Below are 14,886 nucleotides of genomic sequence, written 5' to 3' on the forward strand. Positions count from 1 at the left end.
TTACTCCTTTAAATGTACATATTCCGAAAAACAAGATGATGCATTAACAAGCTCTTGAAAATGCCCTTGTTCCTTAATGTTTCCATTATCCATATAAATAATTTCATCATACTTTTTCAACAATTTTTCTTCCAAATTATGAGTAATTGTTATAAGTGTTAAATCGTTTATTTTAAGTAACCTGCTTTCAATATCATAGGCTGTTTGCATATCAATAGCAGACGTACCCTCATCTAATATCAAAATAGGTTTGTTTCTAATCAAAGCTCGTGCAACCGCAATCCTCTGTTTTTGTCCACCAGACAAATTAGAGCCATTTTCTCCAACTCGATAGAATATCCCCTCTGGAAGTTCAGCTATAAATTCATCTAAACCACTTTCCTTTATAACTTTATCAACAATTTCTTTTGGATAATCTTCATGTAAACAGATATTGTCTAGTATGGTTTCGTCAAACAGATAAATATTTTGATGAATGATAGAAGATAGCTGTACCACATCTTCTTTTTCTAATAAATCTAATTCTCTATCATCATATACGATTTTCCCTTTATAATCAGAATAATAACCTGTTAGCAACTTTATAAAAGTGCTTTTTCCACAACCGCTTTTTCCTACAACAGCGTATTTTTTCCCTTTTTCAATAATACAGTCCACTTCATTTAACACTTGTGTTTGCATATCATAGGAAAAAGATAAGTTTTCAGCAAGAATATAACGATTAAATGAAGCTCTATGTTCCTTATGTAAATTCTTAGAGGCTTGTTCAGAAATACTATGTAACTTTTCAATAATAGGTTGTATGCTTTTTATTTTAGGAACGTTAGTAAATATCATAATAAGTGGGTTGGCTAAATTACTGCTTACTTGCACCATTCCCAATAATGTACCTATTGTTATACGTTCTGTAATAATGAAATACGCTGATAAAAACAGAACAACTATCTGAACCATAAGAGCAAGAAAAGAAGATAATCCTTCATTTAATGCAAGTAATTTATCTACATCATATTTAGAATGGATAGTTTCGCTATTTTCTTTGTCAAATCGCTGGACTACATATCGTTTCATAGAATATGACTTAATAATTTCAAATCCAGATAAAATGTCTTTTAAACTACTTGTGAAGTCGGCTAATTTTGAAGAAAAAATATTTTGCCTTTTTTCCAGTTTCTGCCCCAACAAGCTAGGAACGAGAAACATTATAGCAATCGCTATTATAACGCATATAGTCACGATAATATCAAAGTAAATCATTAACACGAAAGAGGAAATAAATATAACTGTATATTGTACTATTTCAAAAAAGGGAAGTAAAAAATTATCCTCTATCATTTTCACATCATTTGTAATAATTGATATATAATCAGCAGTATTTCTTTTCTCAAATTCTTCTATACTATAATTGACTGTTCCACGAAATACATCAGAACGAACTTGACGCATAATTCTACATATAACTTTTTTGTTAAGCAAAGATTGAAGATAGAGAAAAATCCCCAGCAGTACAAAATAAACAATCGAAAATAAAATCATTCTCATAAATTGTTGCATATTTTTTTCTACAACTATATCTAATAATCGTTGCAAGAGGACAGCCATAAACACATACCCTAAAGAAGCAATTACACTTGTTAAAATGGTTAATAAAAATAAAATCTTATTCTGTTTAATATAGAATTTCATAATCTTTCTCCTTAATACAAATTATACATGTTACATGTATGTATATATCTGAAAATAAAATTGCCTTACGACAATCTTATTTTCTTTATGAATTTTCCTTGCATAATTCAACAATTTCATCATCAATTATTGGAAGCCCTAACTTGTCGGTAATCTCCTTAATCATTAAAAACTTTTCCCACATTTCCTCTGATGTCATTGGATATATAGTAGGTATTGACCAAAAGTTAGTTAAAAGAACAAATAGCTCCGCTAATAATTTTGAATGTTCTGTATGTATAGAGCCGTCCTGTATTCCTTCTTCTATCAATTCTTGATACATAGGAGCTAACTCTTGATTGCTTTCAATCAATTTTTTTAAAAAAGCAGGACTTCCCATGAGTTGCATGGACGCTATACTTAGTTGATGATGTTCTGTTTCATCAAATGAGGTTTTTAAGACAAATTTTAGTTTTTCTAAGCCATTCAATTCTTTATGATTTTTTGCTTTCTTGAAAGGATTAGTTTCATAAAACAGTTTTTCACATAAAGCGTCAAAAACTTCTTCTTTTGATTTAAAGTGATGATAGAAAGCTCCTCTTGTCAATCCACCCATTTCACTTATAATATCTAATACTGTTGTTTCTTCATACCCTTTTTCTAAAAAAAGTTTTAAAGAAGCGTCTAATATTTTTTGCACAGTTTCCTCTGGATATTTATTTCGTGGCAATTTTCCACCCCCTTATACATGCACCTTACATGTATATATTATCATGCAAGGTGCATGTATGTCAATAGATTAAATGATTTTCCAATTCCCGTCCTTATGTAGCGTCAGCTCATACTGTGAAATCTGTGTTGCCTTTGTCTGATTATCAAGGAATTTTACGGAAACTTTGACTTTCACATTGTCCCCATCTTTTGTAAAGATAGGATTTACCAATTCAGAATAAAGGTAGTCCCTGCCGATAGGTTCAAGGGCATTTCCCGATACATAGTAGGCAAGTTCCTTTTCTGTTGAGGTCGGATACAGCTTAAAGAATGTTTCCAGAAATGCCGTAGCGTCATTGATTGTGTCAGCGTCTACGCTGTTGTCGGCTTCTGGTGTCTTTGGTTCATAGTCCGATTTTTCGATTGCTGGAGCAAGGGTAGGGTTCTGAACGATTACCATATTCCCGTCAGCGTCCACATGGACTTTCACGGTATAGGTTGCCTTGACACTCGTTGTCTGTTCTCCCTCTTTTATCTGCTGATCTACTTCGTAGGTAGCAGAAAAAGTGTCCGTGCCAGACTGTTCAATGCTCCATACAAGTACCTCTGTTACCGTGGAGCTGGTCGGTATATCCGTCCGAATGGTATCTACATTCAAGTCCTGCAATTCCTTTGTCAGATAACCGCTGATTGCCTGCGTCCTTGCTTCAATCGCTTCTTTGCTGTTGTTCCATGTATAATAGGACTTCGCAAAGTTCTTGACGAAATTTTCAATACCGCTGGTATCATTTAGTCGTAACTGGATTGTTTCTGTTTCGTGTACCGTGTGCATATCAATAGCGGTAAAGTTCTTATATACGCCAAAGCTCACACTTGCAATAAGCACCGCCCACAATGCAATCACGGATTTTTTATGTGTGCCTACCTTGAAAGTACGCACCTTTTTTTCTTTGGGTTCTTTGACATTCTCTGTCTGTTTCTTATTCTTTCTAAACATGATGAAATCCTCACTTTCTATTGTTTTACTCGTCCTGCACCGATTAAGTGCTGTTGCCAGTAACTATTAGTTAGGTCTGCATAACCTATCGGGTCGCCTGCATGGTACATCTGTGTCGGAGAAATGACAATACCGACGTGGGTTACATAACTTCCAGCGTCATAGGTGGAATGGAAAAATACCAAGTCGCCAGCCTTTGCCTGCGATAAGGGGATATGCTGGGTTGCGTCATACTGCATTTGTGCCGTTCTCGGTAAAGAGATACCAGCTTTCCCAAAGCACCATTGCGTCAGTCCCGAACAGTCAAAGGACGTGTTAGGATTGCTACCGCCGTACTGATATTTCCACCCTTGATATTTTAAGGCTTCATTCATAACCTTTTGTGCCAGCTCGCCCGACACCTGCGGAACAGTCAAATACTGATTGACTAATTCAACGTAAAATTGATTGCCATAGCTGTACCGCCAGCCCCCGTTCTTCGCAACGGCTATCGGATTGGTGTAGGTTACTTTCTTTCCACCCGATTTTTCTTTTGCAAAATTTTCTGCAAGGGTGTATGTATGCTTCTTGCCTTTTCCTGCCACATATCCCACATAGCCACCGCCATAGTTATAGGATTGTATCGCTACATTCAAATCGTCGATACCTTGACTTTTGCAGGAAGAAAGCAGGGACGCAAAATATTTACACCCCTGCTTGATTGAGCTTTCCGTATCTAAGGAATTGGGCGGTAGTCCCAAACTTTCCGAACTCTGCATAACATCTTCTGCCGTACCGCCACTTTCTACTTGAATGATAGCCAGCAGGACATTGACATACTCTGAAATGCCGTATTCTTTGGCATACTTTTCTACCATAGGCTGATGTTTCAACACTTCTGCGGATAGGTTCATACCACCAAAGGAAGAAGAATAGTTACCGCCCCCGTCGTCGTCCTCTGCACTAATCAGCACCCCGAAAAACAATACAATGGAAATGAGGATAGGAAACAGACTGCCAATAATGGCGATATGTTTCAATCTCATTTTTTCTTTCGTCCTTTCTGTAATACGGTCTTACGGTTCTTCTTGGTATTTACTTCTGATTGCTTCATAGTCTGCGTCTGTTGAACCTTTGTCCTGCGGTCTTTGGTGTAATTCTGGCGTGTTTCCTGCGATACGGTCTTTTCTACATTTTTATGGTTTGTCTGTGGAGTTTTCCCGTCAGAGCCACCCGAAGATAGCGGACGTTCTTTCACAGCATTTGTCTTGACTGGCTCACTTGTTTTTGCGGTGGTCGCTGTGGCAGGGCGTTTGACTTCCTGCATTTTTTCAACGCTCGGCTTTGCGGTTGTGGCTGGTCGTTCATGTGGACGGGTAGCTCCTTTTGTCGCAGATCCGTCCGTATGCGTTCTTTCCTGCCTTGCTTCTTGTGCCTTTTGAAGTTCCATTCGCTTGTCAGCGATATTCTGTCTATGCTGTTGCTGTTTTTCTAAACGTCCCGATTGTCGTTCTTTCTGTTCCTGCACGATGCCACGCTTGAAATCAGATACGCTGGACTTTGCCTTTTCCTTTGCGGTATGCACGGCATAAGCGGTCTGTGTCGGCATATCCTTGATATTCTCTTTGACGGCGTTTGCCTTGTCTTTGACTTTATTTTTTGTATCTAAGACAGCACCGACTTTTGAGCCTGCACGCTGTCCCATGCTGGAAGTGGTATTGCCCCGATTTTCTTTAGAAGCCGTATTTTTTCTTTCCGTCCGCTTGCCAGCAACGGCACTTCCAGCTACCGCACCAGCCACACCGCCCGTAATACCGCCAGCACTGACCGCCCTTGCGATACGGTGTTCCATATGCCTAGCCCTATGTCGCATAAACAGATACGGTCTGCGGAATATCCTGCGTCCCATGCTTTGACTGTCGCCAGCATTTAAGCTGAACATACTCATTAAATCGCCCAGCTTCATATAGATACCTGCAAAACATACTATCTGCAAGAACGCTATCATAAAGAACGGATAGTCTGTGGAAATGTTGTAAAACATACTGGAAATGCTGAACGCCACCGTTACAATGAGGGTAATTCCTGCCCGTGTCATTATGGTATTAAATACCCTTACGATTGCTTGCTTTGCCATGCTTTCATAGCTCGGTATCATGGAGAGTAAAAAGCTGATAGGCAGGAACATAGCGAAAATAATAAAAAGTATCTGGCTAAATATCATCATGCCCGTAAGCAAGAATACAAATATCGTGATACCAAGATTGAAGAACAGCAGGAAGAACACCATACCCAAGCGGTTAATGACCTGCGGTATCGTCAGATTGTTGTTGTCGTTATCCTCGATTTCTGTTTTCACGACTTCCTCTCTTGTTTCGCCGTCCTCGTCCTCTGGACTTGCCGATACCAGAGCTTCGACACGTTCTGCCCCGATTTCTTCCATATTGGAATTTCCAAACTGCAAGAGTAGCCACGGCTGTTGTACTTGAATGGAAAACAAGCTGTCCCGTATTAAGTCCACGCTGTCTTTGCCCTCACTGTCAGAATTAGGGAGCATGATTTTTGTTCCCAAGTCCAGCGAAGCGGTGCTGATGTCTGATGAAAAGTCATTGACTTTTTTAATGTAGTCGGGAGCGTAGGCAATAAATGAAGCGGACAGAATGAACACCACAACGAAGTTGATAACGGCGTGTAATGCCTTGCTGGTTTCCCGTTTGATTAGTCCCGTATAGGCAACATACATTCCCACCACCAAGATAATCAGCAGTAGAAATCCCACATAAAATCCCGTAGAGGAAAAGCCGTTCTCGGTAACGCCTGCTAAGGTCTGTATGCTTTTTCCGATACTGTCTGCCATATCATTGATAAAATCCAGCTTGTAGGCTTCCTGCACCACATAACCCGTTGCATTGCTTAAATATAAACTGATAGTCCAGACAAAATTAGTAATACAGTAAAGCCCGTACTGCACCGATTTTCCGATACCGTCCAGCCAGTTCCACGGTAGCCACGACCAGCTATTATCCACATAAAAATCAAGCTGGTAATTGGAAAGGGGATATTTGGAATAAAGATTTTCTGCGTTTATGGTATCGTCCACAAGCCCCGTCGCATGAGCCACTGTCCCAAGCATAGAGAGAAATATCAGCGTAACACCAATGACAAAGAGAGTGATTTTTAACGCATGGAATACCTTTTTTCTTGTGAACGCACCTTTTATCCTTTCTTTCATCACTCCACCTCATTTCTTTTCACTGGTGGTCTGGTGTCAAAGGCGTGTAACAATTCTTCAAAGACTGGGTGTATCTGCACCACGCCGACACGCCCGTATAAGTCCTGCAATAAACATTGTCCGTTCTCCAAATCACGCAAGCGTTTCTGGTTGTTCTCGTCGTCCTTGTCGATACCGAAAAATTCTAAGGTCTGTTTTATCTCGTTAATGTCAGTAGAACGGAAAGCAAACTTTAAGCCGATATTGTTTTTCAGACTTTCTTTTGACACGTCGCCAGAGGATTGTGTAACGAAATAAACGCCTGCCTGCATAGCACGTCCAGCACGAACCAGCTTGTTTGATAGCGTTTCGCCTTGTGCCACATTTAAGAACGCCCATGCTTCGTCAAGGTCTACGATTTTAAAGATAGAACGGTCGCTATGGATAAAGTCTAATGCAAAGGTACTAATGACAATCAGCATAGACACCGATAACAATTCAATGGTCGTGTATTCCTCAAAGGTGGTGTCCTTATCTGGCAGTACAAGGTCGGCTACTTGAATGATGTTTAATTGATTATCCAGACTGATAGCATTTTCTACCGTACCGTCTGAAAACAGAAGATGTGCAAAGTCGTAGTCCGTAAAGCTGTCGATATGGTCGGCAATGTTGCGTGAGATAGCGGTATCTTCCTTTCTCAATTCTTCAATGACGTGTAATAATCCTCTTTTTTCGCTTTGGGTAACGGCACGAACCGCCTTACGAAGTACGGGGAACTTTTCGCCGTCCCTAGAGGAAATACCCGTAAGGAATGTTAAAATGTCGATTGCCAGACTTTCAGCGTCTTTCACATTCTTCATAATCACGAACGGGTCAAGAAGTCCTGCATTGTCCTTGTCGCTGGTAAGGTTTACGATATTGATTTCATGTGCAATCTCTGTGAGTGTTCCTTTCCAGTTGCCACGCTCACTTTTAGGGTCTAAGATAACCGCTTGTCCCCCAAAGAGAACCGAATAATACACCAGAAGATTGTTGCAAAACGACTTCCCACCGCCAAGCGAACCGACAAAGGCAGACGCTAACGCATTGGTAACAGTACCTTTAATTCCTTGACTGGCAAGAGAGGGCTGTAAGTACACATTTCTTCCCGTATCAACGGAATATCCAATATAGATACCCGACGTTTCGCCTAACTGCTGTGTCGCTCCAAAGCCAAGCCCAGCTAAAAAATCACTTTTGACATACTGCACATAGTCATTGATATATCGCTTGCTGGCTGGTAAAAATTCAGAGTGTAGCCCTAACATATCCCCAGCAGGACGCACCAGCTTCACATTGAGGTCGTCGTAGAAGTCCTTGACTTCATCACAACGGCGTTTCAACTCGTCCAGACTGTCAGCAGATACCCGTATCACATAGGACAGCTTATACATACTTTCTTTTGTCTGGTCTAAGTCCGTTTCCAGCTCGTCCACGCTGTCTAAAGCGTCTACCACATTTGAGCTTGTTTCACTTCCTGCTTGATAGGCATGATTATCCAAATCTTTCAGTTCTTTTTTCTTGTTGCGGACGGTCGTTAATGCCTTTCGGTTCTCCACGATTTCTACATTCATGGACGTATCAACGGGAAAGGTAAATTGCTGTTGCTGGAAATAGAAGATTTCACTGGACGGAAAATCAAGCTCGCCTACAATCGCATTGACGGTAAAATAGGACACATAGCTTTCCTTGTCCTCATGTTCCAATCGTAAATACCGCTGGTTTTCTTCAATCACACATCTTGTCGGACGGATAAGGTCGTAGTATTTTATCTGCGTTTCTCTCTTAAATTTCTTCTTTGGTAGCTGATACTCATAATCTTCATAGGCGACACCGTCCCTGCCGTAAAGATGTTCTATGAGATACCCGAAGTCGTTTATTTCCAAGCGTCGCACCTTAAAACGCCTTGATATTTTGTTTTCTAACAGCTTTTCCATTTTCATGTAACGGTTGATTTCATCATTCGGCATGGAAACAAAGTCATTCATCAGCGTGTGATTGACTTCATGGAGAAATTCTTTAAAGGTCAGCCACGCCGATTTTTTGAGGTTCTTCAGATTGAGCTGTTCTTCCGTAACCATGAGCTTAAAGCCAAAAAAAAAGCGGTAGTCCACTTGATTGTCCCCAATCATAGATACCAACGCTTCGGTCTGTTCGTCTATTTTTTCTAATGCCACTTCACGAAGTTTCCCCGTTACTAATCGTTTGGATTGTTCCTGCATACTGCGTATGGAGCTTTCTGTGGCAATCTGCAACGCATGGATTTTACCCTCACGGGACTGTGCGATAAGCTGGCGAAAGCTGTCATGCACGATAAACTTTTCTTCTGCGGATAGAAAAGAATAGTTGTAGGGTATCAGCTCATAATAAGCGAACACCTCATTGTCCTTGTTCCAGACAAGGTTATTGTCGATATATTTCATCGGGAACATAGTTCACACTCCTAACTGCCGTAATATTTTCATGTAGTATCTGCTTATCCAGTTTTACGGCTTTTCCTGCATAAGTGATTTTGGGACGCAACGCATAGGTTATCTGTGATTTTAGAAAACTGTACGGCTTCTTGCCGTCAAAGGTTTTCTGGCTCATAAACCAAGTGAGGAAAACGGGAATACCGAAGTATTTTAAAAATGCCCCCTCAATCATGGAAAGTGGCGGTAAGTCCCCAAACAGAATGATGAGAAACTCTGTAATCACAAACCATGTAATCTGTGTAAAGGTAACGGGAAAGGGCAAGTTAAAGTCATTGATTGCATACAAGACTTTTTCCACGTTCCAGATACCCGTGTAGCTTTTAATCTTTTTCAAGTTCTTTCAGCTCCTTTCGTAAGTTCTAAATGAGTGAAAAGGACAGCCGTTTTCAGACTGTCCCTAAATAAAATCGCTGTCAGTAGCAACAATGCTTGTTGCTGATCTTCCAGCTTTAATATGGTATCTCGCACATACCGTAGCTTGTTTCAATGAAGCAACCGCCTATATCCAAATCTCGCCCAAAGGCTTCATAGTCAATGTAGTTCTGCAAGCTGGTTGGAATATCGCCCAACGCCTGCAACTCGTCTATGTAGTAATAGGCAACGTCCGTCATGGTATCACAGTCTGGATAAAAATAAATATCGTCCTTATGTTCCATAACTTCTTCCAGCGTCCCATAGTGGCTGATAAATTCGTCCAGACAATCCACGATATAGTCGGGAAGTTCCTCTATCATTTCATACATTTCATTGAGTTCCTCAATCGAAACATATTCCCCTATGTCGATAGGGAAGTTTTCGGTATCATGGACTGCGTATTCCTCGTATTGTTCATTCAAACCGATTTTTTCTTTTACATCTTCCTCGTCAATGGGGAACGTGAACCAAGCACCTACTAAACAGCCCTCGTTGTATTTGCCAAGGTTAGCGATATAAACTGCCATATCATCAATCATAAGCACCACCTCTTTTCCTACTGTGGCAGTTCAAAGACACTGTGTTCCGTTACAAGATAGCGTCTATTTTCCAGCAAATGAGAAGCGTAGGCTTCAAAATCGAAGTAGTATTCTTGACAATCCTCGGATAAATGTTTGAATGTCGGGTCGTTCATCAGCTTTTGCCTTGCAACATCAATCATGCTTTTACAGTCGTGATAAACGGTAATAACGTTCCTGCAAATATAAAGTGCTTCTAAGTTCTCAAACACGGTAAGAAGTGCTGTATATTCTTCCTGCATATCGCTTGAAAGCTGGCGATACATATAATCTAATTCGTTGAGCTGATAGACGCTTGTATGTTCATGGACTTCATCAGCGTAGGGCAGTACCTTTTCGATAATGCGGTAATCTTGACTTTCTGCACCGATACCCAGCTTTTCTTCAAACTCGGCAATATCAATCGGTAAATCAAACCAGTAGGCTGTTACTTCGCTGTCAGTCTTTCGCTTCGTTTCCACCAGCACCCTTGTTTCCTGCATTGTTCCTCACGTCCTTTCTGTTGTTTCATCACATTTAAAAGCGTTTGATAAGACGTACCAAACACATACTTTGAGAAATCTTCCAGTTGCTTTTTGCTATATCTGGCAAGGTTCAACCGTTTCATTTCATGCCACACTTGACGTTTGTAAGAGGGCAAATCAGAAATATATTCACAGCCGATTTTTGCCTGCATATCCTTAAAAATATCGTTCATTTCATCACTCCAATCTGATTGTTAGGTAAGAAAAAAGCGGTCAATCCCGAAAGAAAAACCGCCTCTTACAATGTTTTATGCACCGATAATCTTATTGAACAGTTCCAGCAACACATCTTTCACACCACCAGCATTGAACACCAATCCGACGGCAACAAGGGCAACTACCAAGAAGCCGATAAGTTTTGAAAACTCACGCTTGAACCCTAAATAGATACCGATTACCACGATTGCCATTAACACTAATGACTGTGCATTGCTTAAAAACCATTGATACAAATTTTGCCCGAAATTCATTTAATTGTCCTCACTTTCTTTGTTTTCTTTGATTTCTTCCATATGTCTGTCAGCTTCTTTGCCGACGCTTATAATACACATCAAGACTACGCCGATACCCATTCCAAGTGATACCAGCAGTAAGTCTTTTCCCAATTCCCACATTTTTCATCACTCCTAACTTTCCACTAAATCTTTTGCAGGGGTCGTCTGCTGTTTGATTATCATTTCATGCTTTTCTGTCAGCTTCGCCTGCTGTTCAATCATTTCCATGTAGTCTGTACCGTTTCCCTTATCAATCTTTTTCAGCATTTTCAAGGTCGGGGCTACCTGTCGTTGCACCCAACGCAATGTACGGTCTAAGGTATAAGGTTCTGGCTTTGTCGTCAGTTTCAGACTTTGCCGATTATCCCCGATAAACCACGCCCAGCGGTCATTGAGTTTCCAGTCGTTTTTCCGCTTGTCTGGTTCTTCATCAACAAACCGCACATACTGATTGATGATAGAAAAGGCGGTCTGTTCAGCGTCATAATAGGTCAGCAAATCCCGTACCGCATAATAAGCACGTTCATTGCGAAGCCGTATTTCAAAACGGTTGATAATGTCCGCTTCATCAAGCGGTGTCCCTAACTTGACGTACTGCTCATAGTCCTTTTCATAGATACAGAAATACACATCAGATTTCAGCGAACCAAGATAAAGGGTGTGTCCCATATATTCTTTTTCGTCCTCTCTGTGCTTGATAAGCTCGCCCGACTGGTAATATTTGTAGCTTCTGGACTTTCCGATATATTCCCGTTTTCTGCATTTTTCCGCAAGCTCTGGAATATCCAAAATGCCCGTATGGTCGTTGACAGCGAGGTCGATACGCTTCATCACGCCACCGTCTACGAGTGCGTCCATGAGGAAGTCATACCAGCTTCTCTGTTGTGCCAGCAGGTAACTTTCAAACTGCCTGCAACCACGCCCCTTTAACTCTAAAAGGACACCTTTTTCTTCGTCAGCCGATGTATAGATAAAGATGTCCCCTAAAGAATAATGCTCCGTATAGCTGTAATGTCCGTAATCTTCATGGAGCATATAATTGATATTCAGTTTTAATATATCTTTGATGATGTGCTGAATATCCAGCGTAGGAAAACGAATTTTCACATAATCAAACAGCATGGTAAGCGGTGCTTCTGGATTGAACCTTGCCAGTTCCTTATGCAGAGTATTAAGAAGTTCCTTTGACGGTTTCATTTTTCCGCTTTCTATCTTGTTGAGATATTCCCTTGTAATGCCAGAAGCTACTGCCAGCTTGCCTTGTGAAATACTGTAAGCAATCCGTTTGTCCCGTAATTCTTTTAACCCTTGTTCTTCATTCAGAACCATACCCCCAATCTGTAAAATGTGAAGTTTTTTAGGACGACTTCACAACTGATTTTTGATAGGAAACCATGCCAGAAGCCTTATGTTTCCTATGTTTTTTGTCTATTGTCTATTTGCAAACGTACCCCTCTGTTAGATACCGAGGGGTTTTACCTGCTGGCGTGGCTTACGCCACACCAGCAACGGCTAGTCCGTGCCGTCGCCTTTCGCTTCGCACGTCGCCGTCCCGTCCTGCCTTGCTTGTGAAAGAGAACCTATGGTCTGCAAAAAATCGTGTCCTTTCGGGACTAAAGGCGTATAAAACTCACTGATGACGCTCGTTCCCACATCACAATAGCCACGCCCTTTGATACGCTTCTGGAAAAACTGCTTTTTCACATCTGAACCAAACAGCATACCGTAGCCTAATTCGCTGATACGCCCCAATCCCACACGGAAATTGAAGTTATCTCTGATACCGTCCGAGAAATACTTTGCGTCTGGTCTTTGACAAGCAACGATAAGGAAATATCCTGCCTGCCGTCCCAGCATGACGATTTTCTTTAGCTGGCTAAGTAAGCTCGTGCTTTCCTTTACCCCCAACATTTCAAAGAACGCCACATATTCGTCAAAGATTAAAAAGCAGGGTGGTAAACCAAGATAGGCGTAGTTTTCGCCCGTCTTATAGTTTGGGTGTTGCTTCATTTCCTCACTTCGCTGTACCATGCCCTCATAAAAGGAATTGACGCAATCTATCATTTCTTCTTTGGTGTGATACACATTTTCCATGACCGTTCCCAAGTCCGCAAGGTCAGCGTTCTTCGGGTCTAAAACGTAAAGAATAGCGTCGGTACGAAGTAGGGCTTCAATGAGCGTCAGCAGGAAATAAGTTTTACCGCCACCCGTACCACCAGCAATCAAGGCGTGAGGGAGTGCGTCATATTCCCAAACGAGATTTTTCATCAGTCTAAGACAGCCGTTTTCTGCCCGTACTTCATCAATGGTAATGCGGTTCGCTATCATGTCATAAAGCAGAGTATATTCAATATATCCGTCATGTAAGGTCTTGTCGGTCAGCTCACAATACAAGCCACTTTCCAATTTGTCCTCTAACCGTAAAAGCTGGTCTTGGTATTTTCCTAACGTGATTTCACAGCGGATATGGAGCAGTCCCTTTTCCATTTGATAATAAATCTTTGGAAACCAGACGATTTTTTCTCTGGATCTGCTTTGCAGGTCAGTGAAAAAACCGTCATTTTGTACGGTATCAGCTTCATACCACTTATTTTCTAATACCATTCGTGCCAGCTTTTGACGGTGCATGAGCTTTTTGAAACTGTCATAGCAGAAGTGGTAATACAGAAAAGCGACCAATGCACAAACACCAGTCGCTATCAGTATGGTTATGAAGTTGTAAGGGGAAAGCGTCAAACCGTTGTCTAATAGACTGAAATGTTCCCAATCGGTACGCATGAGCTGTCCCATGTTCAAGAGTAGTAATACCGCTATGAACAGAAACAAAAGCGTACCAGCACAGAAACGATATACTAAGCCTTTGTCGCTGGCTCTGATACGCTTTCCCTTATAGTTCAGTAGGTTCATAAGCACTCCTTATCCGTTTATTTTTTTGGCTGTCCCTGCGGTATATGGTTCTGTGGATTGCCTGCGTTCTGATTATTTTTGTTCTTCAATACAATATCCTCTGCCTTTACGTACCAGTCCACCTCTGCACCCGTATAGGTCTTTCGTGATACGGTATCGGCTACGGGATTGACAAGCTCCACAACTGCATTGTAGGGAAATTCTCTTAACGGTACTTCTGGCGGTACAGATACGGGGATAATTCCACCATGCAGACTACACTTCAAATCATAGATACGTTTTTTTAGCTGGGTACTCGGTGTCCCGTCCTCATTCTGCAAGAACACATCACGCACCGCTGTAAATTTTAATTCTCCAAATGTTTTTTCTTTGTCAATGACAAAACCGTTTGATAATCTCATAATGTTTTCACTCCTTTACTTTTCTTCAACTGTTACAATATCATCAGCAAGCAACACATAATCGGTATGTCCCATATCCCCGATTGCGTAACCTCTGCCGTATAACTTCGGATTGACAAGTTTTACTTTCTGTTCATACTTGAAATGCTTTTCGCCAGCCTGCACGGGAATTTCCACAACAACATTTTCGCCTTTCTGTACGTCAGAATAAAGGTTATAGCTTCGTCTGGCTAAGACCCTACGATTATTTTTATCCCTTTCAAAGATAGGCTCGCTTTCGCCTGCAAATTCAAGAGTTCCAAAAGACTGTGCCATATCTGGCACGACATATTTCATTTCCATAGTGTTTTACCTCGTTTCTTTCTATTTTTGATAAATTGATTGTGATTTCTTATTCTGGCGGTTAAGGAAGTACCAGCAATCCCACAGATAGTAAAGGGTAAAATAAATGCTTACGCACCCTTGACTATCCGTGTTCTTGCAGGTAAGTAG

Annotated in this window: 16 protein-coding genes; all 16 read right to left on the reverse strand. The window is 41.1% G+C overall.

Annotated elements, in window-relative coordinates; all coding sequences use genetic code 11:
* The 16 genes from M1L66_RS19845 to M1L66_RS19920 all read right to left on the reverse strand — a co-directional run bounded on the left by M1L66_RS19845 (window position 1) and on the right by M1L66_RS19920 (window position 14,736).
* Entirely contained in the window at window positions 1–1,686 is a 1,686-nt protein-coding gene (locus M1L66_RS19845) for an ABC transporter ATP-binding protein (RefSeq protein ID WP_009588278.1), read from the reverse strand.
* 85 nt (window positions 1,687–1,771) lie between these two features.
* Window positions 1,772–2,395 carry a TetR/AcrR family transcriptional regulator gene (locus M1L66_RS19850; protein WP_009588284.1) on the reverse strand — a complete coding sequence of 208 codons (624 nt, stop codon included), beginning with the start codon at window positions 2,393–2,395 and terminating at the stop codon, window positions 1,772–1,774.
* Window positions 2,396–2,464: 69 nt separating this feature from the next.
* The gene (locus M1L66_RS19855; RefSeq protein ID WP_009588286.1) at window positions 2,465–3,373 is read right to left on the reverse strand and encodes a conjugal transfer protein; all 909 of its coding nucleotides are present in this window, start codon (window positions 3,371–3,373) and stop codon (window positions 2,465–2,467) included.
* Between the two features lie 17 nt (window positions 3,374–3,390).
* Window positions 3,391–4,398 (reverse strand): lysozyme family protein, encoded by a 1,008-nt coding sequence (locus M1L66_RS19860; RefSeq protein ID WP_009588287.1) that lies wholly within the window; start codon window positions 4,396–4,398, stop codon window positions 3,391–3,393.
* On the reverse strand, window positions 4,395–6,584 hold the full coding sequence (locus M1L66_RS19865) for a CD3337/EF1877 family mobilome membrane protein (RefSeq protein ID WP_369923568.1): 2,190 nt from the start codon (window positions 6,582–6,584) through the stop codon (window positions 4,395–4,397). The genes M1L66_RS19860 and M1L66_RS19865 overlap by 4 nt, the downstream gene beginning before the upstream one ends.
* Window positions 6,584–9,034, reverse strand: coding sequence for an ATP-binding protein (locus M1L66_RS19870; RefSeq protein WP_434687751.1), 2,451 nt, complete (start codon window positions 9,032–9,034; stop codon window positions 6,584–6,586). The genes M1L66_RS19865 and M1L66_RS19870 overlap by 1 nt, the downstream gene beginning before the upstream one ends.
* On the reverse strand, window positions 9,006–9,410 hold the full coding sequence (locus tag M1L66_RS19875; protein ID WP_009588288.1) for a conjugal transfer protein: 405 nt from the start codon (window positions 9,408–9,410) through the stop codon (window positions 9,006–9,008). Before M1L66_RS19875 ends, M1L66_RS19870 begins: the two co-directional genes overlap by 29 nt.
* A gap of 115 nt (window positions 9,411–9,525) precedes the next feature.
* Window positions 9,526–10,029, reverse strand: a complete 504-nt coding sequence (locus M1L66_RS19880) for an antirestriction protein ArdA (RefSeq protein WP_009588290.1) — start codon at window positions 10,027–10,029, stop codon at window positions 9,526–9,528.
* Between the two features lie 17 nt (window positions 10,030–10,046).
* Window positions 10,047–10,550 carry an antirestriction protein ArdA gene (locus M1L66_RS19885; protein WP_021399637.1) on the reverse strand — a complete coding sequence of 168 codons (504 nt, stop codon included), beginning with the start codon at window positions 10,548–10,550 and terminating at the stop codon, window positions 10,047–10,049.
* The gene (locus M1L66_RS19890; RefSeq protein WP_009588274.1) at window positions 10,496–10,765 is read right to left on the reverse strand and encodes a hypothetical protein; all 270 of its coding nucleotides are present in this window, start codon (window positions 10,763–10,765) and stop codon (window positions 10,496–10,498) included. The genes M1L66_RS19885 and M1L66_RS19890 overlap by 55 nt, the downstream gene beginning before the upstream one ends.
* A gap of 75 nt (window positions 10,766–10,840) precedes the next feature.
* Window positions 10,841–11,062: a hypothetical protein gene (locus tag M1L66_RS19895; RefSeq protein WP_002317729.1), complete on the reverse strand. Its 222-nt coding sequence runs from the start codon at window positions 11,060–11,062 to the stop codon at window positions 10,841–10,843.
* Window positions 11,063–11,206 carry a DUF3789 domain-containing protein gene (locus M1L66_RS19900; protein ID WP_009588273.1) on the reverse strand — a complete coding sequence of 48 codons (144 nt, stop codon included), beginning with the start codon at window positions 11,204–11,206 and terminating at the stop codon, window positions 11,063–11,065.
* A gap of 12 nt (window positions 11,207–11,218) precedes the next feature.
* Window positions 11,219–12,415, reverse strand: coding sequence for a MobT family relaxase (gene mobT, locus M1L66_RS19905; RefSeq protein ID WP_021399639.1), 1,197 nt, complete (start codon window positions 12,413–12,415; stop codon window positions 11,219–11,221).
* A 183-nt stretch (window positions 12,416–12,598) separates the two neighbouring features.
* Window positions 12,599–13,993 carry an FtsK/SpoIIIE domain-containing protein gene (locus M1L66_RS19910; protein ID WP_120475237.1) on the reverse strand — a complete coding sequence of 465 codons (1,395 nt, stop codon included), beginning with the start codon at window positions 13,991–13,993 and terminating at the stop codon, window positions 12,599–12,601.
* A gap of 17 nt (window positions 13,994–14,010) precedes the next feature.
* The gene (locus M1L66_RS19915; RefSeq protein ID WP_009588269.1) at window positions 14,011–14,394 is read right to left on the reverse strand and encodes a YdcP family protein; all 384 of its coding nucleotides are present in this window, start codon (window positions 14,392–14,394) and stop codon (window positions 14,011–14,013) included.
* Between the two features lie 15 nt (window positions 14,395–14,409).
* Complete coding sequence (locus M1L66_RS19920; protein ID WP_118697195.1) at window positions 14,410–14,736, reverse strand: YdcP family protein; 327 nt, start codon at window positions 14,734–14,736, stop codon at window positions 14,410–14,412.
* Window positions 14,737–14,886 lie beyond the last annotated feature (150 nt).

The sequence above is a fragment of the Hungatella sp. SB206 genome (assembly GCF_051132295.1).
GTDB lineage: Bacteria > Bacillota > Clostridia > Lachnospirales > Lachnospiraceae > Hungatella > Hungatella effluvii.